Here is a 26,857-nt window from a genome sequence, read left to right on the forward strand (position 1 = left end):
GCCAGCACGTGGAGGCTTCAATGCTGCACAAACTCAACCGCATGCGCGCGTCGCTCGCATGCGCGGGCGCCACGCTTCTTCTGTCCGCGTGCGCGCAGCCGTGGCAGAACTATCAGGCGGGCGCGGATGCATCGACTATCACCGCGCGACTCGGCCCGCCGCGCGAAATCTACGATCTGCCCGACGGCGGCAAGCGCCTCATGTGGCCGACGCAGCCGCTCGGCGAATTCACGACCGCCGCCGATATCGACGCTTCCGGCAAGATCGTGAACGTGCGGCAGGTGCTCGACGAGAACGAGTTCTATAAGGCGCAGATCGGCACCTGGACGAAGAAAGACGTGCTCGTCAACTTCGGGCGGCCGGTGGAAACGTCGTACTTTCCATTGATGAAGCGCGAGGTCTGGACTTATCGCTACATGGAAGCGAACGTCTGGTATCTGATGTACAACTTCTATTTCGACGATCAGGGCATCCTGCGGCTGACGCAGAAAACGCCCGATCCGCTGCACGATCCCGACCGGCGCAATCTGTTCTGAGCGCATCGGCGCAACAAAAAAAGCCCTCCGAAGAGGGCTTTGTTGCGTGTCCGGCGACGGAATCAAAGCTGCGGATTGAGCTTCTCGACCTTCGAATGCAGCTTGTTCAACGCGGCGATGTACGCCTTCGCCGATGCCGCGACGATATCCGGATCCGTGCCCACGCCGTTGACGATGCGCCCGCTCTTCGACAGACGCACCGTCACTTCGCCTTGCGCCTGCGTGCCGGTCGTGATCGCGTTGACCGAATACAGCACGAGTTCCGCGCCGCTCGCGACCTTCGACTCGATCGCGTGCAGCGTCGCGTCGACCGGGCCGTTGCCGCCCGCCTCGCCCGTCACTTCGGTGCCTTCGACCGCGAACACGACCTTCGCTTGCGGCTGCTCGCCGGTCTCCGAATGCTGCTTCATCGACACGAAGCGGAAATGCTCCTTCGCCTGTGCTTCGGCGGATTCCTCGGAGACGATCTGCATGATGTCTTCGTCGAAGATTTCCGCCTTACGGTCGGCGAGATCCTTGAAGCGCGCGAACGCCGCGTTCACGTCGGCTTCCGATTCGAGCGTCACGCCCAGCTCTTCCAGACGCTGCTTGAACGCGTTGCGGCCCGAGAGCTTGCCGAGCACGATCTTGTTCGCGCTCCAGCCCACGTCTTCCGCGCGCATGATTTCGTAGGTGTCGCGCGCTTTCAGCACGCCGTCCTGATGGATGCCCGACGCGTGCGCAAAAGCATTCGCGCCGACGACCGCCTTGTTCGGCTGCACGACGAAACCGGTGATCTGCGAGACGAGCTTGGACGTGGGCACGATCTGCGTCGTGTCGATGTTGAGGTCGAGGCCGAAGTAGTCCTTGCGCGTCTTCACGGACATCACGATCTCTTCGAGCGACGTATTGCCCGCGCGCTCGCCCAGACCGTTGATCGTGCATTCGACCTGACGCGCGCCGCCGATCTGCACGCCCGCGAGCGAGTTCGCGACCGCCATGCCGAGGTCGTCGTGGCAGTGCACGGACCAGATCGCCTTGTCGGAATTCGGCACGCGTTCGCGCAGCGTCTTGACGAGGTGGCCGTAGAGTTCCGGCACACCATAGCCGACCGTATCGGCGATATTGATGGTGCGCGCGCCTTCGTCGATCACGGCTTCGAGCACGCGGCACAGATAGTCGATGTCGGAGCGGCTGCCGTCTTCGGGCGAGAACTCGACGTCATCGGTGAACTTGCGCGCGAAGCGCACGGCGAGGCGCGCCTGATCGTAGACCTGCTCCGGCGTCATGCGCAGCTTCTTCTCCATGTGCAGCGCCGACGTGGCGATGAACGTGTGGATGCGGAACTGGCCGGCGGGCTTGAGCGCATCGGCGGCGCGCTGGATGTCCTTGTCGTTGGCGCGGGCGAGCGAGCAGACGGTGCTGTCCTTCACGAGCGACGCGATCGTGTGGATCGCGTCGAAATCGCCGTTCGAGCTGGCGGCGAAACCCGCCTCGATCACGTCGACCTTCATGCGTTCCAGTTGCTTCGCGATGCGGATCTTCTCTTCCTTCGTCATCGACGCGCCGGGGGACTGCTCGCCATCGCGCAAGGTCGTGTCGAAGATGATCAACTTGTCTGCTGCCATGTTGGGCTCCTGTGGGGAGATTTATCGATTGTTTGAGATATCGAGCCGAAACTCAAAAGGGAATCCGGGCGTTCGCGCCACCGCTGGCGTCGAAAACCTGAAGGGACGAGCAGACGGGAGGCGTGAAGATTCAGCGCGGTAGGCGCGCTAGCAGCGATAGTGCACGTAGCAGCGCACCAGCCGGGAACAGCGAGAAGGGGAACGAGAAAAAGTCCATTCAAAAACTATAACGGCTTTTAAAGGCGCGTGCAATGAGGCTTTCCGATCGCGCCGATTGACGCTGCGCACCGGAAGTCGGGCATCGCGCGCAATACAAAAAAGCCTGCGTCCGTGAGGAGGCAGGCTTTTCGTGATGCCGGCAAGAAGATCAATAACCGCCGATCGACGCGCTCACGCGTTGACGCAGTTCCGCGCCGTCGCCGACTTGCGCGTTCTCGATGCGGCGCGCGCCCTGGAAGCGCTTTTCCCAGTAGCCGTCTTCCATGTCGTCGACACGGATCGTGCTGCCGGTAGACGGCGAATGCACGAACTTGTTGTCGCCGATATAGATGCCGACATGCGAGAACGAACGGCGCATCGTGTTGAAGAACACGAGATCGCCTGGCTTGAGATCGGCGACGGTCACCTTCTCGCCGACGCGGCTCATTTCCTCGGCACGGCGCGGCAAGGTCATGCCGAGCGTGTCCTGGAAAACGTAGCGCACGAAGCCGCTGCAATCGAGCCCGGAGTCCGGGGTATTTCCGCCCCAGCGATAGCGCACGCCGATCATGTTGAGCGCGCCGACGACGACGTCGCCCGCCTTGCTCGCCACGCCCGACAGAAACGACTTCGCGCCGCCTGGCGTGCTGGCGGCGTCTGCGCTTGCTGCTTCGCTGGATTTGCTTGAAGAGAAAATGCCGCTTACGGCATTTTGGCTGCTACTGCTGACTTCGTCGGCGAACGCGCCGGAAGTTGTTGTCATCAGAAGGCCGATTAACATACTCGCGGCGGCACGCGCGCATGTCTGAGTCATCTTTAGTGGCTGCATCGGTCGGTAGGTTTTACAATTAAAGGCTGCTAAATCAGGGAGATACGTGAAAGTTTGGAAGGATACTAGCCACAAAGTATTTAACTGTCAAAAGAAATAGAAAAATACAATTGAGACGGGCACCCAATTGGTGAAAAAGAAAGATTTTTAGGAAAGTAGCGATGCTTTCAGAAGCTTTCTTGTGTATTCGTCAGAGGGGTTCGCAAAAATCTTCTCTACATCCCCGGACTCGACGACAAATCCATTTCGCATGACTGCGACGCGATGCGCCATCGCGCCGATCACCTGCAGGTCGTGGCTGATGAAAACGTAGCCGAGATTGTGCTTCTTCTGAATGTCGGCCAGCAGCGCAAGTACTTGAGTCTGAATGGAAACGTCAAGCGCGCTGGTCGGCTCGTCGAGGATGAGGATGCTCGGCTCGAGCACGAGCGCGCGCGCAATCGCGATGCGCTGCCGCTGGCCGCCGGAGAACTCGTGCGGATAACGGTCGAGCGCGGCGCGCTCCATGCCGACTTCACGCAACACCGCGATAACTTTCGCGCGGCGCGCTTCGGCATCGAGTTCCGGGCGATGCAGCGCGAGCCCTTCCCCGACGATGCGCTCGACCGTCTGCCGCGGCGACAGCGAACTGAACGGGTCCTGAAACACCACTTGCAGATTCGAGCGAAGCACGGTTTTTTCGCGTCCGCGAAAATCCTCGATGGCGCGGCCCTGAAACTGCACGGTGCCGGTCGAGATGCGCTGCAGCCCGAGCAGCGCCATCGCGAACGTCGATTTTCCCGATCCCGACTCGCCGACGATGCCGAGCGTTTCGCCTTGCCGCACGTTCAGCGTGACGTCGTCGACGGCCTTGAAGCGGCCGCGCCGGAACCAGCCCGCGAAGCCCGGCAGGCGCGTCGGGTAATCGACGGTCACGTCTTTTGCGTCGAGCAACACCGGTGCGATGGGCAGCACCGGCAGCACGCCGCGCTTTGGCCTGCTCTCGATGAGCCGCTTCGTGTACGGATGCTGCGGCGACGTGAAAATCTCCGACACCGCGCCGCTTTCGACGAGCACGCCCTTCTCCATCACCGCTACGCGCTCGGCGAAGCGCCGCACGAGATTCAGATCGTGCGTGATGAGCAGCACGGCCATGCCGCGTTTCGCCGCTTCGTCGCGTTGAAGCTCCAGCAGCAGTTCGACGATCTGCGCGCGGATCGTCACGTCGAGCGCGGTGGTCGGCTCGTCCGCGAGCAGGAGGCGCGGCCGGCACGCGAGCGCCATCGCGATCATCACGCGCTGGCGCTGCCCGCCCGACAACTGATGCGGATAGCTGTCCACGCGCCGCTCCGGCTCGGTGATGCCCGTGCGCGCGAGCAGCGCGATGGCGCGCTTTCTGGCCTCGCGCGGACTCGCGCCGTCGTGCAGCCGGATCGTCTCGCCGATCTGGTCGCCGACCGTGTAGAGCGGATTGAGCGCGGTCATCGGCTCCTGAAAGATCATCGCGATGTCGGAGCCGCGCAGGCCGCGCATCGCGCGCTCGCTCTTGCCGAGCAATTCCTCGCCGTCGAAGCGGATCGATCCGCTCACTTCGGCGTCGCGCACGAGACGCAGCACCGAGAGCGCCGTCACGCTCTTGCCCGAGCCCGACTCGCCGACGAGCGCCACACGCTCGCCCGCGCGGATGTCGAGATTGACGCCATCGACCGCGAGCGTGTCGCCGAAGCGCACGCGCAGGTCTTCGATCGAAAGTAGCGGCTCGCTCACTGTCCGCCTCCGGCTTTCACCGCATCCGAGATGCGCGTGTCGAGCGCGTTGCGCAAGGCGTCGCCCATGAAGGTGAGCAAGAGCAGCATCGCGACGAGCACGCCGAAGGTCGACAGCGAAATCCACCACGCGTCGAGATTGGCCTTGCCTTGCGCGAGCAGCTCGCCGAGGGACGGCGTCGGCGACGGCACGCCCAGGCCGAGGAAATCGAGGCTCGTCAGCGCGAGAATCGCGCCGCTCATGCGAAACGGCAGAAACGTGATGACGGGCGTCAGGCTGTTGGGCAGCACGTGCCGCCAGATGATCTGCCAGTTCGACAGCCCCATCGCGCGCGCGGCCCGCACGTAGTCCTGCGTGCGGTTGCGCAGAAACTCGGCGCGCACGTAATCCGACAGGCCGATCCACCCGAACAGCGACAACAGCACGATGAGAAGGACGAGACTCGGCTCGAATATCGACGCGAAGATGATGAGCAGATAAAGCTCCGGCAACGCGCTCCATATTTCGATGAGACGTTGCCCGGTGATATCGATCCTGCCGCCGAAATAACCCTGCACCGCGCCTGCAAGGACGCCGAGCACCGTCCCGATCGCCGTCAGCACGAGCGCGAACAGCACCGATACGCGAAAGCCGTAGACGAGGCGCGCGAACACGTCGCGGCCGCGATCGTCGGTGCCGAGCCAGTTCTCGCGCGATGGCGGCGCCGGATTCGAGCCCTTCGAGAAATAGTTTAGCGTGTCGTAGTAATAGTGATTCGGCGGATAGATCGCGAAGTTGCCCGGCGCGCTGAAGCGGTCGCGCACGAACGGATCGAGATAATCGGCGGGTGTCGGGAAATCGCCGCCGAAGGTCGTCTCGGCATACGTCTTCACGAGCGGAAAATACATATGCCCCTGATAGCGCACGACGAGCGGCTTGTCGTTCGACCACAGCGGTCCCGCGAGGCTCACGACGAACGCCGCCACGAAAACGATGAGGCTCCAGTAACCCAGCCGATTGCGCTTGAAGCGCAGCCATACGCGCCGGCCGGGCGAGAGCGAGGCTTCGCCGCGCAGCGGTTGCGCGTCGCCGGCGTCGCGCCGTGACGATCTCGATGAAGCGGCTCGATTCAAATCAACGCTCCAATTGTTCGAATTGAATGCGTGGATCGACCCAGACGTAGCACAGGTCCGAGACGAGTTTCGTCGCGAGGCCGATCAGCGTGAAAAGATAGAGCGTGCCAAGCACGACCGGATAGTCGCGCCGCACGACGGATTCGTACGAGAGCAGCCCGAGCCCGTCGAGCGAAAAGAGCGTCTCGATCAGCAAGCTGCCTGTGAAGAACGCGCCGATGAAAGCCGCCGGAAAACCGACGATCAGCGGCAAGAGCGCGTTGCGGAATACGTGCTTCCAGAGCACGCGCCGCTCGCTCAAGCCTTTGGCACGCGCGGTCAGCACGTATTGCTTGCGGATTTCGTCGAGGAACGCGTTCTTCGTGAGCATCGTGATGACGGCGAAGCTGCCGACCACCGACGCCACCACGGGCAACGTGATGTGCCACAGATAATCGAGAATCTTGCCGGAGAACGAGAGCGTCGCCCAGTTGTCGGACGTGAGATTGCGCAGCGGAAAGAGTTGCCAGAACGTTCCGCCGCCGAACAGCACGAGCAGCAGCACGCCGAGCACGAAGCCCGGAATCGCGAAGCCGACGAGCACGACGAGACTCGTCGCGACGTCGAACTTCGAGCCGTTTTTCACAGCTTTCGCGATGCCGAGCGGCACCGATATCAGATACGTGATGAAGAACGTCCACAAGCCGATGCTGATCGACACCGGCAGCTTCGACACGATCAGCGACCACACGCTCTGATGCCTGAAGTAGCTCTCGCCGAGATCGAAGCGCGCGAACTTGCCGAGCATGAGGACGTAGCGTTGCAGCGGCGGCTTGTCGAAGCCGTAGAGCTTCTTCAACTGCTCGACCTGCTGCGCATCGACGCCCGTGTGCGTACGCAGCCCGAAGCCGCCACCGCCTTCGGACTGGCCGCGCCGCAAATCGTGCACCGCTTGCTCGACCGGGCCGCCCGGCACGAACTGGATCACGACGAAAGTGAGCGTCAGCACGCCGATGAGCGTCGGGATCATCAAGAGAATGCGTTTAAGGATGTAGCTCCACATGGCGCGTCCTCGTTACTTCGCCGCGTGCGCGGCGGGCCTGGATTGAACCCACCACGTCGATATGACCCACTCGTCCGCGCCGTAATAGAGCGGCAAGGTCGACGGATAAGCCAGCGTATTGCGATACGCCACGCGATGCGTCGCCGAGAACCAGTGCGGCACCACATAGTAGCCGTTCATCAGCACGCGATCGAGCGCGTGCGTCGCGTCCACCAGTTGCTCGCGCGTCTGCGCGGAAATCACTTTCTGCAGGATCGCATCGACAGCCGGCGACTTCACGCCCGCGAGATTGTCCGAGCCCTGCTCGTCGGCGGACTTGCTGCCGAAGCGCGAGACCTGCTCGGTGCCCGGCACCTGCACGTCGGGCATGCGCACGCTCGTCATGTCGAAGTCGAACGCGTCGAGCCGCTTCTGGATCAGCGCGTAATCGACGGTGCGAAAGTTCATCGTGATGCCGAGCTTCTGCAGGTTGCGCCCGAACGCCGCCGCGACCGGCTCCATCGATGCGCCGCCGCCGGTGTCGTCGAGGATCTCGAACACGAATGGCTCGCCTTTCGCGTTGCGCAACGCGCCGTCGCGATACGTCCAGCCGGCCTGCGCGAGCAATTCGCGCGCCTTGATGAGATTCGCGCGCAGCGAGCCGGGCGGATCGGTGTCCGGCTGATGCGGCATCTCGCCGAACACGGCGGGATCGAGCTGCTTTTTGAGCGGGTTCAGTATCGCCAGTTCGCCTTCGCTCGGCATGCCTTTGGCCTGCAGATCCGTGTTGACGAAGAAGCTGTCGATGCGCCTGTACTGATTGAAGAACAGTTGCCGGTTGAGCCACTCGAAATCGAGCGCGAGATCGAGCGCCCGGCGCACGCGCACGTCCTTGAAGAGCGGCTTGCGCGTATTCATGAAGAAGCCCTGCATGCCGGTGCCGTTGTGCTGCGGGAATTCGCGCTTGATGAGTTCGCCGCTGTCGAAGCGCTTGCCGATATCGCGCCGCACCCAGCTTCGCGCGATGTACTCGACGAGCACGTCGTACTCGCCCGCCTTGAAGGCTTCGAGGCGCGCGGTCGAATCGCCGTAAAGCTTGTAGTCGATGTGCGCGAAGTTGAACGTGCCGACACGCACCGGCAGCGCCGCGCCCCAGTAATCGGGATTGCGCCGGTACGAGATCGTGCGTCCGTTGTCGTACCGGTCGATGAGATACGGCCCGCTGCCGATGGGCTTCTGAAACGCGATCTGATCGAACGGAATGCGCGTTCCGTCGGGCTTCATGCCCCACTTGCGCGAAAACACCGGAATGCCGCCCGCGAGCAGCGGCATCTCGCGCGTCGCGGTCTTGAATTCGAAGCGGATCGTTTGCGGATCGACGATCACCGCGCGCGCGATCTGCCCAAAGTAGACGGAGAACTGCGGCGCGGCCTGCGGACTCTTCAGCGTCTCGAACGAGAACTTCACGTCTTGCGCGGTGACCGGATCGCCGTTGGAAAAGCGCGCTTTCGGATTGATGTGGAACGTGGTCGCCATGCCGTCGGGCGCGACCGAGATATCGTCGGCGAGCAAGCCGTAAGCAGTCGATACTTCGTCGGAACTGCCCGTCGTCAGGCTTTCGAACATCAGCGAAAGACCGGGCGCCGGATTGCCGCGCAAGGTGAACGGATTGAACTTGTCGAAGCTCGTCAGCCGGTTCGGATTGGCGAGGACGAGCGTGCCGTCGCGCGGGGCGTCGGGATTCACGTAGTCAAAGTGCGTGAAGCCGGCCGGATACTTCGGCTCGCCGTATTGCGCGATCGCGTGTACCGCGTGAGCGGGAGTCGCGAGCGCCGCGATCGTTCCGCCGAGCGCGAGCGCGATGAACATCCGTGAGGCGCAAAATGAGCGGATCGTCGTGCGAGTCGTCATGTGCCTCTTGCGCGAAGGGCGGCGTGAACCGATTGAAGGATGCCGCGGGATTCCCCGGCGGGGCATTGCGTTGTGAGAGAATTCTACCCAAAATCACGCGCCGTCCGGCTTGCGCTCACGCATGCGCATTCAGGCCGACCGCGCCCCGCACGATACGCGCGGCACCGTTTCATCGCCCGCGCGCGACACTGACATCAAAGAAGGAGCACTCATGGGCTTTCTCGCTGGAAAACGAATTCTGCTGACGGGCCTGCTGTCGAACCGTTCGATCGCTTACGGCATCGCCGAAGCCTGCAAGCGCGAAGGCGCGGAACTGGCGTTCACGTATGTCGGCGAGCGTTTCAAGGAGCGCATCACCGAGTTCGCGACCGAGTTCGGCAGCGACATGGTCTATCCCTGCGACGTCGCCGACGACGCGCAAATCGACGCGCTCTTCACATCGCTGAAAGAACGGTGGGACTCGCTCGACGGCCTCGTGCACTCGATCGGCTTCGCGCCGCGCGAGGCGATCGCCGGTGACTTCCTCGACGGCATGACGCGCGAAAACTTCCGCATCGCCCACGATATCTCCGCGTACAGCTTCCCCGCGCTCGCCAAGGCCGCGCTGCCGCTGCTGAAAGACGGCTCGTCGCTGCTCACGCTGTCGTATCTCGGCGCCGAGCGCGCGCTGCCGAACTACAACACGATGGGTCTCGCGAAGGCGTCGCTCGAAGCGAGCGTGCGTTACATGGCCGCATCGCCGTCGCTCGGCGGCAAGGGCGTGCGCGTGAACGCCATTTCGGCCGGCCCGATCAAGACGCTGGCTGCGAGCGGCATCAAGGGCTTCGGCAAGATCCTCAACTTCGTCGAAGAAAACGCGCCGCTCAAGCGCAACGTGACGATCGAGCAAGTGGGCAATGTCGCGGCCTTCCTGCTGTCGGATCTGTCGGGCGGCGTGAGCGCGGAAGTGGTTCACGTCGACGCGGGCTTCCACGCGGTCGTCGGCGGAATGGGCAGCGAGGCGGAATAAGCCCGCATCCCCCGCTTCAAAGAAAAGCGCCGCTCACGTTATGTGAGCGGCGCTTTTTTCATGTGTCGCGACGATCATTCAACGATAACCGTGCGGACCGCCATGCCCGTAACCGTGCCCCGGCGGCGGACCGTGCGGGTGCGGCGGAGGCGGCGGCGGGCGGCCGTGCCCGTAATGGCGATAGTAGTCGTTGCGGCTCCAGTATCGCCGGCCGTCCCAATATCGATTGCCGTGCCAGCCGACGATGACCGGCGGCGCGTACATCGGCGCGGGCTGATAGACGACGGGCGGAGGCGGCGGCGCATAGACCGGTGTCGGCGCGACATACACCGGCGCCGGAATGCCGATATTCACGCCGACATGCACGTCCGCCGCGCGCGCGATATTCACCGCGCCCAGCGCGGCGATCGCCAGCACGCCCGCCACCATTCGTCCCGAGAGATTCTTCTTCATAAGCAACCGGACCTCGCTCTTGCGCTTGTTTGCTTGCGTCGAAATATAACCAAAACCTTTCGACGCAATATTTCAGCTTTGTAAGTTCTTGCGCATCCGCGCCTTACGTCAGGAGAAAGCTTACCTTTTGTTACATTGCATGGAAGTGGGAATTTTCCGGCGGTGTTGTTTCCGCGGCGAATCCGCCCTTCTTCTTTCGCAGCCGCAATGAAAAAGCCACCCGCGATGAGCGGGTGGCTCGAGATCGGAACGCCAGCCGCGCGAGACGATCAATGCCAGCCGTTGTGGCGGCCGTTGTCGTGACCGTAGCCCTCGCCGTGGCCATGACCGTAGTGGCGGTAGTAATCGTCGCGCTCCCAGTAGCGGCGGCCATCCCAGTAACGATCGCCATGCCAGCCGATCACGATCGCCGGCTGCGCGTAGACCGGCGCGGGCGGCGGCGCGTACACGACGGGCGGCGGCGGCGGCGCATACACCGGCTCGGGCGCAACGTACACAGGCGCGGGCACCCCGATATTCACGCCCACTGACACCCCCGCATGCGCCGCGCCGGACAACGCCAGTCCGCCGATCATCACGGCGCCAGCCAGCACGGAAGCCTTCGATACCTTGTTCATGTGAAGCCCCACCTCGATGGGTTGTTTGTTGTGTTGAGGGGACTATATCGGACGGATGGCGCGCCAAGTGTTCGACTTCGTAACCTGCTATTACGGATGAAAACCTTACGAAAAGTAATCGAACGCGCATAAAAAAGCGGCCTTCGCATCGCGAAAGCCGCCGTATCCAGACGTGCCGCGAAAGTCAGTTGGGCAGTTCCTGGCCCTTGGTTTCAGGCGCGAGCGGAATCACCGCGAGACCAATGAGAAACGCGACTGCCGTGATCGCGATGGGCACGCCGAGCGTCTTCATGTTGAGCACCATCGCGCCGATACCGAAGTTCACGATCGCGCCGAAGAAGCGTCCCACCGACGTGCAGAACGCGAACGCCGTCGCGCGCACGCGGGTTTCGAACTGCTCGGGCAGCCACAGCGAGAACAGCGCGAAGTTGCCGCCGAAAAAGCCCAGCACGACGAGCAGCGCGATGAACGGCACCAGCCCGTTCGGCAGATAGAACGCCCAGCCGAAGGCGAGCGCGATCGACGCCGCCATGCCGACGAAATACACCGCGAGCGTCTTCCTGCGGCCGATCTTCTCGGCCATCGGCGGCAGCGCGAGACAGCCGACGATCGTGCCGATGGAAAGCAGACCCGTCGCGATCGACGCCATGCGGGCCGCGTCATGCTTGTCCATGCCCGCTTTCGTCGCCAGCTGAACGACGGCGGACGGCTCGTACACCGCGCCCGCCCACAGACCGATGATCGCCACCGTCAAGAGCACCGCGGCGACGATCGTCCGCTTGCGATATTGCGCATTGAAGATCGCCTTCAATGAACTCTCGTGTTTCACATGCGGCTGGGCGGTTTCGGCGCGTTCCCACTTGTCGGTTTCCTTCACGCGCAAAAGCACCATGATCGACACGACGACCGGAAACAGGCCGACCAGGAACATCGCGCGCCAGCCGAACGCCGCGCCGATCGTGTAATTCAGCGCCGCCGCGAGAAAGAATCCCGCGTAATAGCCGGTCTGCAGATAACCCGCGCCCATCTTGCGCCGATCCTCCGGCCAGGCCTCCGCGACATACGTTCCCGCAAGCGCCCATTCCCCGCCGATGCCCACGCCTGCACAGAAGCGATAGATCCCGAGCTCCCACACGTTATGCGCGGTCGCGGCGAGCCCGGTGAAGATCGCGAACGTGAAGATGGTCGCTGCGAGCACCTTGGTGCGCCCGAAGCGGTCGGCGAGCGGTCCCCAGATGAACGAGAGTCCCCATCCGACAAGAAAGAGCGCGAAGAGAATCGAGCCGGCAAGGCCGATATTCGCCGGCGTCGCCTCGTAGCCCGAACGCGGCAGCAGTTCGGTGAGCGCCGGCGCGAGCACGAGCGCGTAGATGAACGAATCCATTCCATCGAGCGTCCAGCCGGCCCACGCGCCCCAGAAACCGGTGATCTGCGACCGGTTCAGCGGCGTCTTCGTGGCGCGCGTGGCGCTTATCTGTCGATCCAGCGTTGTCGGCATGGCCATGTCTCTCCAAAGAATGAACGACGCGCCGGTTAGAAATATTCGTTGTGGCGTCTAGGGAAAGCACCGGGAGTCCCGCGTGCATTTTTATATATAATATTTGAACATCGACTCACGACAACTCCGCACTTTCACCTAGCCATGTCGACAGATCTTTCCGCCGGATCGCATCCGGCCACCTTCCGCGACGCGCAGTTCGAGCCGCGCCAGAGCACGTCGCGCTTCATCGCGGATGCGTTGCGTTCCGCGATCGTCGAAGGCTCGCTGCTGCCGGGCGAGCCGTTGCGCCAGGACGCGATCGCGCGGCAGTTTTCGGTAAGCGCGATTCCGGTGCGCGAAGCGTTCCGCCAGCTCGAAAGCGAGGGCTGGGTGACGATCGAGCCGAATCGCGGCGCCGCCGTCAGCCTGCAATCGGCCGATGAAGCGCGCGAAATCTACGAGATACGCGCGTCGCTCGAAAGTCTCGCCATCGGTATCGCGATCGCGCATCACACGCCCGAAACGCTCGCCGATGCGAAACGCCTGCTCGAAGCCGCCGAACGGGAGCCCGATCCCGCGCTCTATGTCGTGCGCAACGAGCAGTTCCACATGTCGCTCTACGCGCCCGCCGAGCGTCCGCGCCTGATGGAGCTCATCGGCCAGATGCATCGGCGCGGCGAACGATATCTGCGGCTGAAGCTCGGGCTGCCGATTCATAAAGACGCCTCCGATGCCGAGCACCGCGCGATCTACGATGCGCTCGTCGCGCGCGATATCGAACAGGCGCAGACGTTGGTCGCGCGCCATCTGCTCTCGACCGGCGAACTGCTCCACCGTTTTCTCGCCGATGCACAAGCGCTCGCCCAGTCGAGCCACGTCAAGAAAAAGCGCCGCGCATCTTTCCGAAAGACATCCGCCAGGGCCGACCAATGAACGACGCCATCGCTGAAACCCGCAACTGGAACACGCGCACGCAGGAAAAGGCGCGGCGCCTGAAGCTGATCGAGCCGTGGATGAACGGCGCGGTGCTCGATGCCGCGCGCATCGTCGATGCATTGAGCGCGCTCATCGCCACGGGAGATCGCGTCGCGCTCGAAGGCAACAACCAGAAGCAGGCGGACTTTCTCTCGCGCGCGTTCGCGAAGCTCGATGCCGATCGCGTGCACGACATCCATCTCCTCATCTCGAGCATCAGCCGGCCCGAGCATCTTGCGCTTTTCGAGCAAGGCATCGCGCACAAGGTGGATTTCGCGTTCGCGGGACCGCAGAGCCTGCGCGTCGCCCAATTGCTCGAAGACGGCCTGCTGGAGATCGGCGCGATTTATACGTATATCGAACTCTATGCGCGCATGTTCATCGACCTCACGCCGCAGGTCGCGCTCGTGTGCGCGGTGCAAGCGGATCGCCACGGCAATCTGTACACCGGCGCGAACACCGAAGACACGCCGACGATCGTCGAGGCCACCGCGTTCCGTCACGGCATCGTGGTCGCGCAGGTGAACGAGATCGTCGATGAACTGCCGCGCGTCGATATTCCCGGCTCGTGGGTCGATGTCGTCGTGGAAGCGGATCGCCCGTTCGCCGTCGAGCCGCTTTTCACGCGCGATCCGCGTCACATCGGCGAATTGCAGATTCTGATGGCGATGATGTCGATTCGCGGCATCTACGAACGATACGGCGTCACGGCGCTCAATCACGGCATCGGCTTCGATACGGCCGCGATCGAACTGCTCCTGCCGACCTATGGCGGGTCGCTCGGCCTGAAGGGAAAAATCTGCACGAACTGGGCGCTCAATCCGCATCCGACGCTCATTCCGGCGATCGAATCCGGCTGGGTTCAAAGCGTGCATTGCTTCGGCAGCGAAGTCGGCATGGAGGATTACATCGCCGCGCGCTCCGACATCTTCTTCACCGGCCGCGACGGCAGTCTGCGCTCGAATCGCGTGTTCTGCCAGCTCGCGGGGCAATACGGCGTCGACCTGTTCATCGGCTCGACCTTGCAGATGGACGCCGACGCGAATTCGTCGACGGTCACGCTCGGGCGGCTCGCGGGCTTCGGCGGCGCGCCGAACATGGGACACGATCCGCGCGGGCGGCGTCATTCGAGCGAAGCCTGGCTCAAGCTCCTGAAGGACGACGGCCCGAATCCGAAGATCGCGCGCGGCCACAAGCTCGTCGTGCAGACGGCGGAAACGTACAAGAAAGGCGGCGAGCCGACGATCGTCGATACGCTCGACGCGATCGCCGTCGGCGAGAAAAGCGGCATGCCGATCGCGCCCGTGATGATCTACGGCGACGATGTCACGCACGTCGTGACCGAAGAAGGCATCGCGTATCTGCATGCGGCCGAAGGCGTCGACGAGCGGCGCGCGGCGCTCGCGGCGGTCGCGGGCGTGACGCCTGTCGGCATGCGCGCCGATCCCGCGAAGACGGCGGAGTTGAGGCGGCGCGGCATCGTCGCGTATCCGGAAGATCTGGGCGTGCGGCGCGGGGAAGCGAAGCGCTCGCTGCTCGCGGCACGCAGTATCGACGATCTCGTCGCGTGGTCGGGCGGACTCTACGCGCCGCCCGCGCGCTTCAGAAGCTGGTGAGCGCGATGAAGCTCGCCCTTCGCGACGTTTCATACGCGCTCGCGCCGCCGCTCATCGCGCAATGCGCCGTCGATGCGCTCATCGCCGAGGCGCGTCTCACGCCGAAGCCCGCGCTCGTCGACGAACGCGGCAGCGGCGCGCATCGAGATCTCAATCTGGACACGATGCTGCGTTCCGCGCGCGCCCTGCATCCGACCTTTCTCGCAATCGCGCGCGCCGCATCGCACGCGGAGCCGTCGCAGGCATTGCGCGAGCAACTGGCGCGCATCGGCCGCGAAGGCGAAGCCGCGATGATGCAAGCGACCGGCGGCAGCAACGCGCATCGCGGCGCGATCTGGATCGTCGGATTGCTAAGCGCAGGTGCGTCGATGAACGCGCCCGGCGAGATCGACGCCATCTGTTTTTCCGCTGCGAAGATCGCGTGTTTCGACGATCGATATGCGCCGATAGCGACAGTGAAGAGCCACGGCGCGCGCGCCGCCGAACGCTTTCGCGTGACAGGCGCGCGAGGCGAAGCGCGCGAGGGCTTTGCGCATGTGCGGCGCATCGGCCTGCCCGCGCTCGACGATGCACGCGCACGCGGTCTCGCCGAATCCGACGCGCGTCTCGATGCGCTCGTCGCGATCATCGCGTCGCTCGACGATACGTGTTTGCTGCATCGGGGCGGAATGCCCGCGCTCGAAGCGGCGCAGCGGGGCGCGCGCGCGGTGCTCGACTGCGGCGGCGTCGCGAGCGGCGCGGGACGTCGCGCGCTGCACGCACTTCACGATGCATTGATGAAGCTGAACGCATCGCCGGGCGGCGCCGCCGATCTGCTCGCGGCGACACTCTTTCTCGACAGTCTCAGGCGCTTGCCCTGAAGAGGAACGAACGATGGAAAACATGCGATACGAATATCCCGCCACACGGCCCGTCACGCAGCGCGCGCACGTGGGCGTGGTCGGCTCGGGCGATCTCGAAGTGCTGCTCTCCCCTTCGCCGGGCGCGCACGCGGAAGTCGTCGTCCGCACGAGTGTCGACGGCTATGGTCACGTCTGGAAGAGCGTGCTCGACCGCTTCTTCCAGCGCTACGACGGCGCCGCGAAATTCGAACTGAACGATTTCGGCGCGACGCCCGGCGTCGTGATGCTGCGGCTCACCGAAGCCGTCGAAGCGAGCGAAGGAGCCACGTCATGAACGCGCACGATACGTTTCTCGCGCGCCATAGCTTCATCGAACTGACGGCGCGCGAACGCGCGCGGGCGCTGCTCGACAAAGGCACGTTCCGCGAGCTGCTCGGGCCGTTCGACCGCCTCGAATCGCCGTGGCTCCCGATGCAGAACATTGTTTGCCAGTCCGACGACGGGGCGGTCATTGCGCGCGGCACGCTCGGCGGCGAGCCTGCCGTCATCGCCGCGATCGAGCCGGCGTTCCAGGGCGGCAGCATCGGCGAAGTATCGGGCGCGAAAATCGCGGCGGCGCTCGAAATGGCGCTCGGTGAAATCGAAGCCGGACGCGCGATCCGTCCCGTCGTGCTGTTTGAAACCGGCGGCGTGCGTCTGCAGGAAGCCAATCTCGGGCTTGCGGCCATCGCGGAGATTCAGGCGGCGATCGTCGCATTGCATGTCCACGTGCCTGTGGTCGGCGTGATCGGCGGCATGGTCGGCTGCTTCGGCGGCATGTCGCTCGCGGCTGCGCTCTGCACCGAACTCGTGATGACGCGCCAGGCGCGGCTCGGTATGAACGGGCCGGAAGTGATCGAGCAGGAAGCGGGCATCGAAGAACTCGATTCGGGCGACCGGCGCCTTATCTGGTCGATGATCGGCGGCGAGGAGCGCGTCGCCGTCGGCCTTGCGGATACGCTCGTCGAAGACGACACCGATCAGGTCCGCGACGCGATCGTCGCCGCGTTCGGACGCGGCGTGCCCGCGCAACATCGCACGGAGGACGTCGACGGCTTCGTCGCGCGGCTCGCGCAAGTGAACCCCGACGCCATCGATCCCGAAACGCTGCGCAAACTGTGGGGCGCATCATGACCGACACGCTTTCCCGCGGCGCGCTGTGGCTCGACGCGCTCGCTTCGATTCCGACGCAAACCGAAAGCGGCCCGGTCCGCGCGCGCGACGGCGAACTCGGCGGCGAACGCGCGAGCTTCTTCGCCGTCGTGCCCGATGCGCGCAACCGCTTTCCCCGCGCGACGGACAACGTCGTCGGGCTCGAACAAGGCTGGCTGCTCGCGCGCGCGGTGCGAGAGACGATCGGCGCCGATCGCGATGCCGACGTGAAGCGCCCGATCGTCGCCATCGTCGATGTAAAGAGTCAGGCGTATGGACGCCGTGAAGAACTGCTCGGCATTCATCTCGCCTGCGCGGCCGCCGTCGATGCCTACGCGAGCGCGCGGCTCGCGGGTCATCCGGTGATCGCGCTGATCGTCGGCCCGGCGATGTCGGGCGCGTATCTCGCGCACGGCTATCAGGCGAACCGCATCGTCGCACTGAATGCGCCCGGCACGGCCGTCCACGCGATGGGCAAGGAAGCGGCCGCGCGCGTCACGCGCCGCAGCGTCGAAAGTCTCGATGCGCTCGGCGACAGCGTCTTGCCGATGTCGTACAAGATGAGCGCGTATGCGCGGCTTGGGCTGCTGCACGAACTGATCGATGGCATCGATGCCGACGCGCCCTCGTCCACCGATATCGAACGCGTAAAAGCGTCGCTCGCGGCGGCGGTGAAGGATGCGCGCAATGGTCCGCGCGATCTTTCGAGCCGTCTCGCATCCGCCGATGCGAAACGCACGCGCGCGGCGTCGATCGAAGTGCGCAGGCGCATGGCCGAACAATGGGGCGCATGAGGGAACGCATGAGAGAACGCACGCTGCGTCCGCACGATTTGCTGCGGATTGCGCCGGGCACGCCCGCTTTCGGCGACGCGCCCGGCTGGGTCGCCGAATCGCTCGTGCGCGCGCCGTTCGTCGTCGTGCGGCGCGCGCCGCGCATCGTCGATGCGATCGCCGTCGGCGTGCGCGGCATGACGCGCAGCGAGCGCTTCGGCGCGTGGCTCGAACCGCGCCATATCGACGCGATACTCACGCCCGAAGACCTGCGCGCGCGCGAACCCGATGCGGCGCGCCGCGATCTCCCCGCATTCGCGCTGCTGCGCGCGGTGCGTCCGATCATCGAAGGATGCGGTCTCGACTGGGGACCGGCCGGTAGCGCGGGCTTCGAACTCGCGAGCGCGATGCCCACGATCACACGTGAAAGCGACCTCGATATCGTCGTGCGCGCGCCAGAGCCCTTGCAGCGCGACACGGCGTCGTCGCTCTTCGATGCGCTCGCGCAAGCCGCGCAACGCGCAGGCGCGCGCATCGACGTGCAGATCGAAACGCCCGACGCCGCGTTCTCGCTCGCCGAATTCACGCGCGCAGAATCGCGTGCGGGCTTGCGCGTGATGCTGCGGCACGCCGACGGTCCGCGTCTCGTCACCGATCCGTGGGCGGCGTCGTGATCGCGTATCTCTTTCCGGGACAAGGCGCGCAGACGCCGGGCTTTTTGCATCGTCTGGGCGGCGATGCGCCGCATCCGGCGATCGTCCGCACGCTCGACGAGGCATCCGCCGTGCTGGGCGCGAACGTGCTCCAACTGGACAACGCCGATGCGCTGAAATCGACGGTCGCCGTGCAGATCGCGCTCGTCGTCGCGGGCGTGGCCGCGGCGCGCGCGATCGCCGACGAAGGCATCGAGCCGGAAGCGGTCGCGGGGCTGTCGGTCGGCGCGTATGGCGCGGCGGTCGTGTGCGGCGCGCTCGCTTTCGACGATGCGCTGAAGCTCGTGCGCCTGCGCGCGCAACTGATGGAAGAGGCGCGGCCAAGCGGCTACGGCATGCTCGCCGTGCTCGGGCTGGACGAACGCGGCATCGCCCGCGCGATCGCGGACAGCGGCGCCGATGCGTACATCGGCAATCTGAACGCGCCGCGTCAGATCGTCGTGTCGGGCAGCGATGCCGCGCTCGCGGCCGTCCGCGACGTGGCCCTCTCGCGCGGCGCGCGCCGTGCCGAGCGCTTGTCCGTCAGCGTGCCGTCGCACTGCGTGCTGCTCGAAGACGCAGCCGAGCGGCTGATCGAAGCGGCGGCCAAGGTGCGCGTCGCGACGCCGCGCATTGCTTACGTCGGCAATCGCGGCGCGCGCGTGTTGCGCCGCGCCGACGCTATCCGCGACGATCTCGCGACCAATCTGCGCTATCCGGTGCGCTGGCATGACTCGACGATCGCGCTGTCCGAACTCGGCGCGAAGGTGTTCGTCGAAATGCCGCCGGGACAGACGCTCACCCAACTCGCGGCCGAGGCGTTGCCGGACGCCGCGTCTATCGCGATGGACACCGTGCCCGCCGCCTCCGTGGCCGCCCGCGTGCGGGCTGCATTACGCCGCGCGCAGGATTGATGCGATTCCCGCGCGCGATTGATGCGCGCTTGGTGCTGGCGTAGGCAACGTTTTTATCAGCACAATCGGAATTTTCGAGTAGCTTACAAGTCGACTGTCATTAGCATTTCGCTGCGTCTGCGCATCCTTGCGCGACGACAACAATGACACTCGAAAGGACCAAAACTATGAAAATCTTCCGTCTCGCGCTGGCGGCATCTTCCGTGGCCCTGCTCGCTTCGTGCAGCAGCATGAGTAGCATGGACCCGACGCAACTGATGCAATCCGGCCAGATGGCGACTCAGGCGCTGTCGCTCAGCGACGCCGACGTGCGCACGTTGTCCGACAAATCCTGCGCCGATCTCGACGCGGAAAACAAGATCGCGCCGGCGAACAGTCCGTACACGCAGCGCCTGAACAAGATCTCGAAGCAGCTCGGCGACAACATCAACGGCGTGCCGGTGAATTACAAGGTCTATCTGACGAAGGACGTGAACGCGTGGGCGATGGCGAACGGCTGCGTGCGCGTCTACAGCGGCCTGATGGACCTGATGAACGACGACGAAGTGCGCGGCGTCGTGGGCCACGAAATGGGCCACGTCGCGCTCGGCCACACGAAGAAGGCGATGCAGGTCGCCTACGTGACGTCGGCGGCGCGCACGGTGGCGTCGTCGGCGGGCGGCATGGTCGGGAGCCTGTCGGCGTCGCAGATTGGCGATCTGTCGGAAAAGTTCGTCAACGCGCAGTTCTCGCAATCGCAGGAAACCGCCGCCGACGACTATTCGTTCGATACGCAGAAGAAGAAAGGCTACGACCCGAAGGGTCTCGTGACGGCGTTCCAGAAACTGGCGACGATCGACGGTGGAAAGTCGAGCATGCTGAGCTCGCACCCGGCGTCGCCGGCGCGCGCGCAGCATATTCAGGATCGGATCGCGTCGGGCAAGTAAGAACGATGTGATCGCGATGTGAGCCCGATGCGCGCTCGTCAGGAACGCGCGCGCATCGGCGGAGGATGGATCAGAAGAAGTAGTAGTGAACGCCGACGGTCAGGCTGTCGTTGCGGCGATGGCCGCCCTGGTAGTTGGCCGAATCGCCGGTGTATTCGGCCGCCACGCTCCAGTTTCTCTGGAACTTGTACTCGACGCCGGCACCGTAGTGCAGACGCGTATCGGGCCAGGTGCCCGTAAAGCCGATGCGTCCATACGGCATGATGTTTCCGTTCACGGGCATGCCGAACTTCAGGTCGATGCCGCCGTCCTTCCTGGTCGTCGAGCCGGCGTGGAAATCCATGAAGCCTTCGAAGCCGACCACGAAACGGTCGACGTCGTAATTGACGCCGGCAACGAGGCCGGGGAAAAACGTCAAATGCGTGGAGCGGGGATTCTGTCCCGTGCTGTCCGACCAGTTCGCTCCGAGCTTCGCGCCAACATACGGACCGGCGAACTGGCTGTGCGGGCCTTCTACGCCCATCAACTTGAGAAGAGTCGGATCGAGCGATTCCGAATGCGCCTGCGCTGCGCAAAGCAGCGACAAAAGCGCGGGCGCAATGAGCTTCTTGAGACTTGCCATGACTGAATGAATGAACCGTGAGGTGGCGTTGCAGGTCTGCGCCTGCGCGTTCGTGCAACGGCCTGAAAATCTGGATAACGAACGTTTGCGTTGCGTTGCTCTTTGCCTGCGCGTCGGCAGGCAACCCGCGAGGTTAGTTACCTACGGTCACCATCGAAAGAGGAATTGTCCTAAAGGAAGGTTGCCTTTCGTCACAGGCACACACAGGACGACGAAGCAATGCGCGATCGATCAGGCGGATCGCGACGGCAAAAAGAAAAAGCCCCGCAAGTTTTTAACCTTGCGGGGCCTTTCCACGACAACTGGCGGAGACGGAGGGATTCGAACCCTCGATCCAGTTTTTAGCCAGATGCTCCCTTAGCAGGGGAGTGCCTTCGACCTCTCGGCCACGTCTCCCAAACTTTTCGTTGCACCGGGAGTGCAGTGCAACGAGATCGAGATAATAGCGTGTTCGCAGGGCGGGGTCAAATTCGCATGACGATTTTTTTCGAAATCGTCGGATATCGAACCGCATGCTCCGCGAATCGCAACGATGCGACGGCCCGCCGAGCCGTCACATCGCTGTCACGCAAACTTCCAGGCGTTATGCGCGATCCAGCTCGAACGCCTTGTGCAGCGCGCGCACGGCAAGCTCGGTGTACTTCTCGTCGATCAGCACGGAAATCTTGATTTCGGAAGTCGAGATCATCTGGATGTTGATGCCCTCTTCCGACAGCGTGCGGAACATCGTGCTCGCGATACCCACGTGCGAACGCATGCCGACGCCCACCACCGAGACCTTCGACACCTTCGGATCGCCCAGCACGGTTTCCGCCTGCACGTGACCCTTCACCTGGTTGTTCAGGATTTCGAGCGCGCGCTGGTAGTCGCCGCGGCCGACCGTGAACGTGAAGTCGGTCTTGCCGTTCACGCTCTGGTTCTGGATGATCATGTCGATGTCGATGTTCGCATCGGCGACCGGACCGAGAATCTGATACGCGACGCCCGGCTTGTCGGGCACGCCCATGACCGCGATGCGCGCTTCGTCGCGCTGGAACGCGATGCCAGAGATGACTGCTTTTTCCATGTTCTCGTCTTCTTCAAAAGTAATCAGGGTGCCGGAGTGCATTTCGGCTTCGAGCGGCATCAGCGGATCGGTCAGGCTGGAAAGCACGCGCGTTTTCACCTGATACTTGCCGGCGAATTCCACCGAGCGGATCTGCAGCACTTTCGAGCCGAGGCTCGCCATTTCCAGCATTTCCTCGAAGGTCACGCGATCCAGCCGGCGCGCTTCTTCCACCACGCGCGGATCGGTGGTGTAGACGCCGTCGACGTCGGTGTAGATCAGGCATTCGTCGGCCTTCATCGCCGCCGCGATCGCGACCGCCGACGTATCCGAGCCGCCGCGTCCGAGCGTCGCGATATGGCCATCCGGATCGACGCCCTGAAAACCCGTGATGACCACGACCTTGCCCGCGTCGAGATCCTTCAGCACGCGCTCGCCGTCGATCTCGCTGATGCGCGCCTTCGTGAACGCGCTGTCCGTCTTGATCGGCACTTGCCAGCCGGCGTAGCTCACGGCGTCGAGGCCTTCGGCGTGCAGCGCGATGGCCAGCAGCCCCACGCTCACCTGCTCGCCGGTGGAGGCAATCATGTCGAGTTCGCGCGGGTCCGGATCGGCCTTGATGTCTCTCGCGAGACCGAGCAGGCGATTGGTTTCGCCGGACATCGCCGAAGGCACGACGACCATCTTGTGGCCGGCCTTGTGCCATTTGGCGACGCGCTTGGCGACGTTCTTGATGCGCTCGACCGAGCCCATCGAAGTGCCGCCGTATTTGTGTACGATGAGTGCCATTGTCGTTCTTGAACTGGAGGGAAAACCGCGCTTCACGCGCTCAATGCGCCGCGCCTGAGCTCGCGTTCGATCGCTTCGGGGGATGGTGAGCCAACGATACGCGGACGCTGCCGCACGCCCTTTGCGCTTGCCGGAGCCTTGATACGCGGCGCGCATGAATGCGTCGTTGCGGCGAAATGGAGTCTTTTGAACGCAGATGCCGCGCAAAAACGCGCTTGGGCGAAAACGAGTTACCGTACCCGATCGAGGCTGAAATTACAAGATGAAGCGCCCGTGACGGCTATTTTACCGGCTTTGCCGCAACGCTTGCGGCCATCGCCTCATGCGAGCAGCAGATCCGGCCGCCACGAAATACGGCGAAGCGGTCCGTGCGCGGCGCTCGGCGCGGCTTCGCGGTTCACGCCCAGATGCGGCACGAAAAGCAGCGCCTCGCCGATGAAAAGCAGCGGCACATCGCGTTTCCATGCCGGCACGCCGCGCTCCTGAAAGAGGTTCTTGAGCGTGCGGCCCGGCGCCTCCGACGCGACGCGCATGCGCTCGCCGCCGGCACGCGAACGCGCGACGAGCGGCGCGGCGCGCAACACGCCTTCCCCGACGACATCGCCGCCGGGGGCATCGACGGATTCGAACACGAACGAGCCGCGCCATTGCGGCAGACGCCATACCTCCTCGCCCTGCCATTGCAGTTCGACGTCCGCCTTGAGCGTAAGCGCGCCTTCGTCGAGATCGGGTGCGTCGGCGCTATCGCCTGTTTCCCAGAACAGCTCGTTGCGATACGCGCGCAGGCTGTGCCCCGCATGATCGACGCGCAGCGCGTGGCCATCGCGCGCGGCCGCGGCATCGCGCAACTGGCGCAGCATGTCGGCGATGCGCGCCGTCGATGCCGCCAGCAAACCGCGCGAGCGAATCCAGAAACGCATGAGATTGATCGCGCGTTCGTCGTCGAGTGCGAGGAACGCGTCGAGCGTGAGCGCGCCCTCTTCGTGCGCGCTTTGCACGTGATCGAAATCGATGCGCGCGAGCTGATCCAGAAGCCGCTGCGCCGACGCTGCATGCGATGCCGTACGCGCGAGCGCATCGCGGAAGCCGGGAAAATGCACGGCGAGCATCGGCAACACGTCATGGCGCAGCGCGTTGCGCGAATAGCGCGTGTCGGCGTTGGATTCGTCGTCGATCCAGCTCAGATCGCGCTCGTGTGCGTATTGCTCCAGTTGGGCGCGCAGCAAGCGCAATAGCGGGCGCAGACGCGGCACCGCGCCGTCCGCGCGCTGCGGCGCCATCGCCGCGAGGCCCGCGACGCCCGCGCCGCGCAAGAGTTGCAGCAGCACGGTTTCCGCTTGATCGTCGGCATGATGCGCGATCAGGAGCGCCGCCGCGCCGTGTTCGTCGCACAGCGCATCGAGCGCGCGGTAACGTGCATCGCGCGCGGCCGCTTCGAGACTTTCGCCGTTCGCGCGCGCCACATCCACATGACGCGCGGCATAACGCACGTCGAGCGATGCCGCGAAGCGCTCGCAATGAGCGGCCCACGCGTTGGCGTTCGGGCTCAGACCGTGATGAACATGCAGCGCGATCATGCGATGCGCGCCGAAGCAGCGCACGGCGGCGTCGAGCAGCACGGTGGAGTCGAGTCCGCCGCTCAGCGCGATTGCGAGATGTGAAACCGGGGAAAGATTCGCATCCGACACCGCCGCGCGCACCGCCTCGAACACGAGGCGGCCGGCGGAAGTTTCGTTATCGGATGTCACGAGCGTTCGCGATGGATGAGATGACGAAGATGACGGGATTACGCGCCCGGCAGCGATTCCTTGAACTTGCCGTAGGCCATCAGCTTTTCGAAGCGGCGCTCGCGCAAGTCGTTGACGCTCATGCCCTGGAACTGACGCAGCGAATCGGCGAGCGCGCGGCGCAGCAGCGCGGCCATGCCCTTCGCGTCACGATGCGCGCCGCCGAGCGGCTCGTTCACGATCTTGTCGATGAGACCGAGCGCCTTCAGACGATGCGCCGTGAGGCCAAGCGCCTCGGCCGCTTCCGGCGCCTTCGCCGCGCTCTTCCACAGGATCGACGCGCAGCCTTCCGGCGAGATGACCGAGTACGTTGAGAACTGCAGCATCATCACGGTATCGGCGACGGCGATCGCGAGCGCGCCGCCCGAACCGCCTTCACCGATGATCGTCGTGATGATCGGCGTCTTGAGTTCGGCCATCACGTACAGATTGCGGCCGATGGCTTCCGACTGTCCGCGCTCTTCCGCGCCGATGCCCGGATATGCGCCCGGCGTATCGACGAACGTGAAGATCGGCAGGCTGAATTTTTCTGCGGTACGCATCAGCCGCTCGGCCTTGCGATAGCCTTCGGGACGCGGCATGCCGAAGTTGCGCAGCGCGCGTTCCTTCGTGTCGCGGCCCTTCTGATGGCCGATCACCATGCACGGCTGGCCGTTGAAGCGCGCGAAACCGCCGACGATCGCGAGGTCGTCCGCGAAAGCGCGGTCGCCGTGCAATTCGTGAAAATCGGTGAAAAGCTCGTTCACGTAGTCGAGCGTGTACGGACGCTGCGGATGACGCGCGATTTGCGAAACCTGCCACGGCGACAGATTCGCGTAGAGATCCTTCGTGAGCTGCTGGCTCTTCTTCGACAGCCGCTCGATTTCTTCCGAAATATCGACAGCGGAATCGTCCTGAACGAAGCGGAGTTCTTCGATCTTCGCTTCGAGTTCAGCGATCGGCTGCTCGAAATCCAGAAACGTGGTCTTCATATGTTCGAGTCCTGGGAACATCGGGCAGCGCGTATTCTAACCGCGTCCGCCCCTCAAAAATTCGCGCGGGAACTATCGATTATAAAACAACGATAGCGCGCGCTTGGTGCGCGTGTATTTTAATGATCGGCCGGGATGGGATTGAGACTGCGCCACATATACCAGGTTGCCACCGTACGCCACGGCTCCCAGTTGGCCGCGACCTCACGCGCTTCGCTGCGCGTCACCGGCTCCCCGCTGAAGTAGTTGACGCTGATCGCCTGAATCAGGCCGAGATCGTCGAGCGGCAGGACATCCGGGCGCGACAGATTGAAGATGAGGAACATCTCCGCGGTCCACCGGCCGATGCCGCGAATCTGCGTGAGTTCGGCGATCACGGCTTCATCGTCCATCGACGTCCATGCATCGACATGCAGCGCGCCCGATTCGAAATGCTGCGCGAGATCGAGTATGTATTCCGCCTTGCGCCGGGATAAGCCGCACGCCTGCAACTTCTCGTGGCCGAGCTTGATGAAGTGCGCGGGATGCACTTCGGGGCACGCGCTCTTCACGCGTTCCCAGATGGCCTGCGCGGCTTTCACCGAAATCTGCTGGCCGGCCACCGAGCGCGCAAGCGTCGAAAACGGATCGCCGAGATTGACGAGATGGATCTCGCCGAACTTCGGAATCAGCTTCTTGAGGATGCGGTCGCGCTTCATGAGATCGGCGCACGCGCGATCCCAGTAGTCGGGACGCACGACTTCACGCGTGAGTCCGCCGATCTGCACGGGCACCGCGGCATCCGACGTTACGACGCGCGACTTGCGCACGACCTCGCCACGTTCCGCGACGAGCGCCTGCGCGTTCGCGCCGTCACCCGCGACCGCGCGGCCGTTGCCCTTCAGCGGCGATGCTTCGGCTTCTTCCGTGCCCGCCTTCGATGCGCGCGACGCGCCGTTCAGGCGCGCGGCCGCTTCGGGCTTCGCGGCCTTGAGCGCGGCGCCGCGCGCCGGCTTCGCGCCGAGGCCCGCGCGCTTGACCGCCGTCTTGCGGCCGACCGCGGTTGCTGCGCCATCGATCTTCTGCGTGTTCGTTTTCGTTTGCGCGCCGCGCGTGCGCTTCGTTGCGCCCGACGCATCGCTGACAGACGCGGGTCGCTTGACCGGCGCCTTCCTGGCCGTTGCCATCTTGCCTCCTGCCTGGTGAGTCGATCAGA

Annotated in this window: 25 protein-coding genes and 1 tRNA gene; 11 read left to right on the top strand and 15 right to left on the bottom strand. The window is 64.1% G+C overall.

Annotation, left to right across the window (positions count from 1 at the left end):
- Nucleotides 1-20: 20 nt before the first annotated feature.
- On the top strand, nt 21-536 hold the full coding sequence (locus AWB77_RS19575; protein WP_061136352.1) for a hypothetical protein: 516 nt from the start codon (nt 21-23) through the stop codon (nt 534-536).
- Nucleotides 537-598: 62 nt separating this feature from the next.
- On the opposite strand, the gene AWB77_RS19580 is transcribed toward AWB77_RS19575, so the two are convergent.
- The 6 genes from AWB77_RS19580 to AWB77_RS19605 all read right to left on the bottom strand — a co-directional run bounded on the left by AWB77_RS19580 (nt 599) and on the right by AWB77_RS19605 (nt 8,918).
- The gene (locus tag AWB77_RS19580; RefSeq protein ID WP_061136121.1) at nt 599-2,143 is read right to left on the bottom strand and encodes a 2-isopropylmalate synthase; all 1,545 of its coding nucleotides are present in this window, start codon (nt 2,141-2,143) and stop codon (nt 599-601) included.
- A gap of 367 nt (nt 2,144-2,510) precedes the next feature.
- On the bottom strand, nt 2,511-3,170 hold the full coding sequence (locus tag AWB77_RS19585) for a C40 family peptidase (protein WP_061136122.1): 660 nt from the start codon (nt 3,168-3,170) through the stop codon (nt 2,511-2,513).
- 147 nt (nt 3,171-3,317) lie between these two features.
- Nucleotides 3,318-4,916, bottom strand: coding sequence for an ABC transporter ATP-binding protein (locus AWB77_RS19590; RefSeq protein ID WP_061136123.1), 1,599 nt, complete (start codon nt 4,914-4,916; stop codon nt 3,318-3,320).
- Nucleotides 4,913-6,028: an ABC transporter permease gene (locus tag AWB77_RS19595; RefSeq protein ID WP_061136124.1), complete on the bottom strand. Its 1,116-nt coding sequence runs from the start codon at nt 6,026-6,028 to the stop codon at nt 4,913-4,915. Before AWB77_RS19595 ends, AWB77_RS19590 begins: the two co-directional genes overlap by 4 nt.
- 1 nt (nt 6,029) lies before the next feature.
- The gene (locus tag AWB77_RS19600) at nt 6,030-7,070 is read right to left on the bottom strand and encodes a microcin C ABC transporter permease YejB (protein ID WP_061136125.1); all 1,041 of its coding nucleotides are present in this window, start codon (nt 7,068-7,070) and stop codon (nt 6,030-6,032) included.
- 12 nt (nt 7,071-7,082) lie between these two features.
- Entirely contained in the window at nt 7,083-8,918 is a 1,836-nt protein-coding gene (locus AWB77_RS19605; RefSeq protein WP_061136126.1) for an extracellular solute-binding protein, read from the bottom strand.
- Between the two features lie 253 nt (nt 8,919-9,171).
- Between AWB77_RS19605 and fabI the strand changes: the two genes are divergently transcribed.
- Nucleotides 9,172-9,969 carry an enoyl-ACP reductase FabI gene (gene fabI, locus AWB77_RS19610; RefSeq protein ID WP_061136353.1) on the top strand — a complete coding sequence of 266 codons (798 nt, stop codon included), beginning with the start codon at nt 9,172-9,174 and terminating at the stop codon, nt 9,967-9,969.
- A 78-nt stretch (nt 9,970-10,047) separates the two neighbouring features.
- On the opposite strand, the gene AWB77_RS19615 is transcribed toward fabI, so the two are convergent.
- The 3 genes from AWB77_RS19615 to AWB77_RS19625 form a co-directional block, all read right to left on the bottom strand.
- Nucleotides 10,048-10,422, bottom strand: coding sequence for a hypothetical protein (locus AWB77_RS19615; RefSeq protein ID WP_061136127.1), 375 nt, complete (start codon nt 10,420-10,422; stop codon nt 10,048-10,050).
- A gap of 269 nt (nt 10,423-10,691) precedes the next feature.
- The gene (locus AWB77_RS19620) at nt 10,692-11,039 is read right to left on the bottom strand and encodes a hypothetical protein (RefSeq protein WP_061136128.1); all 348 of its coding nucleotides are present in this window, start codon (nt 11,037-11,039) and stop codon (nt 10,692-10,694) included.
- A 184-nt stretch (nt 11,040-11,223) separates the two neighbouring features.
- Nucleotides 11,224-12,537, bottom strand: a complete 1,314-nt coding sequence (locus AWB77_RS19625) for an MFS transporter (RefSeq protein ID WP_061136354.1) — start codon at nt 12,535-12,537, stop codon at nt 11,224-11,226.
- Between the two features lie 144 nt (nt 12,538-12,681).
- Here AWB77_RS19625 and AWB77_RS19630 point away from each other — a divergent pair, with 144 nt between their 5' ends.
- From AWB77_RS19630 to loiP, 9 genes are all read left to right on the top strand, one after another.
- Nucleotides 12,682-13,452 (top strand): GntR family transcriptional regulator, encoded by a 771-nt coding sequence (locus AWB77_RS19630; RefSeq protein ID WP_061136129.1) that lies wholly within the window; start codon nt 12,682-12,684, stop codon nt 13,450-13,452.
- On the top strand, nt 13,449-15,110 hold the full coding sequence (gene mdcA / locus AWB77_RS19635; RefSeq protein ID WP_061136130.1) for a malonate decarboxylase subunit alpha: 1,662 nt from the start codon (nt 13,449-13,451) through the stop codon (nt 15,108-15,110). Before AWB77_RS19630 ends, mdcA begins: the two co-directional genes overlap by 4 nt.
- A gap of 5 nt (nt 15,111-15,115) precedes the next feature.
- On the top strand, nt 15,116-15,970 hold the full coding sequence (locus AWB77_RS19640; RefSeq protein ID WP_061136355.1) for a triphosphoribosyl-dephospho-CoA synthase: 855 nt from the start codon (nt 15,116-15,118) through the stop codon (nt 15,968-15,970).
- Nucleotides 15,971-15,983: 13 nt separating this feature from the next.
- Entirely contained in the window at nt 15,984-16,286 is a 303-nt protein-coding gene (locus AWB77_RS19645; RefSeq protein ID WP_061136131.1) for a malonate decarboxylase subunit delta, read from the top strand.
- Nucleotides 16,283-17,125: a biotin-independent malonate decarboxylase subunit beta gene (locus AWB77_RS19650; protein ID WP_061136132.1), complete on the top strand. Its 843-nt coding sequence runs from the start codon at nt 16,283-16,285 to the stop codon at nt 17,123-17,125. The genes AWB77_RS19645 and AWB77_RS19650 overlap by 4 nt, the downstream gene beginning before the upstream one ends.
- On the top strand, nt 17,122-17,937 hold the full coding sequence (mdcE, locus tag AWB77_RS19655) for a biotin-independent malonate decarboxylase subunit gamma (RefSeq protein WP_061136133.1): 816 nt from the start codon (nt 17,122-17,124) through the stop codon (nt 17,935-17,937). Before AWB77_RS19650 ends, mdcE begins: the two co-directional genes overlap by 4 nt.
- Nucleotides 17,938-17,945: 8 nt before the next feature.
- A complete protein-coding gene (locus AWB77_RS19660) occupies nt 17,946-18,590 on the top strand; it encodes a malonate decarboxylase holo-ACP synthase (protein ID WP_061136357.1) in 645 nt (214 codons plus the stop codon).
- Nucleotides 18,575-19,522: a malonate decarboxylase subunit epsilon gene (mdcH, locus tag AWB77_RS19665; RefSeq protein WP_244158582.1), complete on the top strand. Its 948-nt coding sequence runs from the start codon at nt 18,575-18,577 to the stop codon at nt 19,520-19,522. Before AWB77_RS19660 ends, mdcH begins: the two co-directional genes overlap by 16 nt.
- 167 nt (nt 19,523-19,689) lie before the next feature.
- Nucleotides 19,690-20,448, top strand: a complete 759-nt coding sequence (gene loiP / locus AWB77_RS19670) for a metalloprotease LoiP (RefSeq protein WP_061136134.1) — start codon at nt 19,690-19,692, stop codon at nt 20,446-20,448.
- Between the two features lie 70 nt (nt 20,449-20,518).
- Here the strand turns inward: loiP and AWB77_RS19675 are convergent, their stop codons facing one another.
- The 6 genes from AWB77_RS19675 to AWB77_RS19700 form a co-directional block, all read right to left on the bottom strand.
- A complete protein-coding gene (locus tag AWB77_RS19675; protein ID WP_061136135.1) occupies nt 20,519-21,070 on the bottom strand; it encodes a porin family protein in 552 nt (183 codons plus the stop codon).
- A 303-nt stretch (nt 21,071-21,373) separates the two neighbouring features.
- A tRNA-Ser gene (locus AWB77_RS19680) sits at nt 21,374-21,466 on the bottom strand.
- A 187-nt stretch (nt 21,467-21,653) separates the two neighbouring features.
- Entirely contained in the window at nt 21,654-22,904 is a 1,251-nt protein-coding gene (locus AWB77_RS19685; protein WP_061136136.1) for an aspartate kinase, read from the bottom strand.
- A 320-nt stretch (nt 22,905-23,224) separates the two neighbouring features.
- Nucleotides 23,225-24,652 carry a tRNA lysidine(34) synthetase TilS gene (tilS, locus tag AWB77_RS19690; protein WP_061136137.1) on the bottom strand — a complete coding sequence of 476 codons (1,428 nt, stop codon included), beginning with the start codon at nt 24,650-24,652 and terminating at the stop codon, nt 23,225-23,227.
- A gap of 38 nt (nt 24,653-24,690) precedes the next feature.
- Nucleotides 24,691-25,662, bottom strand: coding sequence for an acetyl-CoA carboxylase carboxyltransferase subunit alpha (locus AWB77_RS19695; RefSeq protein ID WP_061136358.1), 972 nt, complete (start codon nt 25,660-25,662; stop codon nt 24,691-24,693).
- Between the two features lie 119 nt (nt 25,663-25,781).
- Nucleotides 25,782-26,828 carry an endonuclease III domain-containing protein gene (locus AWB77_RS19700; protein ID WP_061136138.1) on the bottom strand — a complete coding sequence of 349 codons (1,047 nt, stop codon included), beginning with the start codon at nt 26,826-26,828 and terminating at the stop codon, nt 25,782-25,784.
- Nucleotides 26,829-26,857 lie beyond the last annotated feature (29 nt).

It is taken from the genome of Caballeronia fortuita, from assembly GCF_001544835.2.
Taxonomy (GTDB): domain Bacteria; phylum Pseudomonadota; class Gammaproteobacteria; order Burkholderiales; family Burkholderiaceae; genus Caballeronia; species Caballeronia fortuita.

Bases quoted from the DNA above. Each gene is read 5' to 3' on its own strand.
- AWB77_RS19575 (WP_061136352.1), top strand. From the start codon at position 21: ATGCTGCACAAACTCAACCGCATGCGCGCGTCGCTCGCATGCGCGGGC.
- AWB77_RS19580 (WP_061136121.1), bottom strand. From the start codon at position 2,143: ATGGCAGCAGACAAGTTGATCATCTTCGACACGACCTTGCGCGATGGC.
- AWB77_RS19585 (WP_061136122.1), bottom strand. From the start codon at position 3,170: ATGCAGCCACTAAAGATGACTCAGACATGCGCGCGTGCCGCCGCGAGT.
- AWB77_RS19600 (WP_061136125.1), bottom strand. From the start codon at position 7,070: ATGTGGAGCTACATCCTTAAACGCATTCTCTTGATGATCCCGACGCTC.
- AWB77_RS19605 (WP_061136126.1), bottom strand. From the start codon at position 8,918: ATGTTCATCGCGCTCGCGCTCGGCGGAACGATCGCGGCGCTCGCGACT.
- fabI (WP_061136353.1), top strand. From the start codon at position 9,172: ATGGGCTTTCTCGCTGGAAAACGAATTCTGCTGACGGGCCTGCTGTCG.
- AWB77_RS19615 (WP_061136127.1), bottom strand. From the start codon at position 10,422: ATGAAGAAGAATCTCTCGGGACGAATGGTGGCGGGCGTGCTGGCGATC.
- AWB77_RS19620 (WP_061136128.1), bottom strand. From the start codon at position 11,039: ATGAACAAGGTATCGAAGGCTTCCGTGCTGGCTGGCGCCGTGATGATC.
- AWB77_RS19625 (WP_061136354.1), bottom strand. From the start codon at position 12,537: ATGCCGACAACGCTGGATCGACAGATAAGCGCCACGCGCGCCACGAAG.
- AWB77_RS19630 (WP_061136129.1), top strand. From the start codon at position 12,682: ATGTCGACAGATCTTTCCGCCGGATCGCATCCGGCCACCTTCCGCGAC.
- mdcA (WP_061136130.1), top strand. From the start codon at position 13,449: ATGAACGACGCCATCGCTGAAACCCGCAACTGGAACACGCGCACGCAG.
- AWB77_RS19640 (WP_061136355.1), top strand. From the start codon at position 15,116: ATGAAGCTCGCCCTTCGCGACGTTTCATACGCGCTCGCGCCGCCGCTC.
- AWB77_RS19645 (WP_061136131.1), top strand. From the start codon at position 15,984: ATGGAAAACATGCGATACGAATATCCCGCCACACGGCCCGTCACGCAG.
- AWB77_RS19650 (WP_061136132.1), top strand. From the start codon at position 16,283: ATGAACGCGCACGATACGTTTCTCGCGCGCCATAGCTTCATCGAACTG.
- mdcE (WP_061136133.1), top strand. From the start codon at position 17,122: ATGACCGACACGCTTTCCCGCGGCGCGCTGTGGCTCGACGCGCTCGCT.
- AWB77_RS19660 (WP_061136357.1), top strand. From the start codon at position 17,946: ATGAGAGAACGCACGCTGCGTCCGCACGATTTGCTGCGGATTGCGCCG.
- loiP (WP_061136134.1), top strand. From the start codon at position 19,690: ATGAAAATCTTCCGTCTCGCGCTGGCGGCATCTTCCGTGGCCCTGCTC.
- AWB77_RS19675 (WP_061136135.1), bottom strand. From the start codon at position 21,070: ATGGCAAGTCTCAAGAAGCTCATTGCGCCCGCGCTTTTGTCGCTGCTT.
- AWB77_RS19685 (WP_061136136.1), bottom strand. From the start codon at position 22,904: ATGGCACTCATCGTACACAAATACGGCGGCACTTCGATGGGCTCGGTC.
- AWB77_RS19695 (WP_061136358.1), bottom strand. From the start codon at position 25,662: ATGAAGACCACGTTTCTGGATTTCGAGCAGCCGATCGCTGAACTCGAA.
- AWB77_RS19700 (WP_061136138.1), bottom strand. From the start codon at position 26,828: ATGGCAACGGCCAGGAAGGCGCCGGTCAAGCGACCCGCGTCTGTCAGC.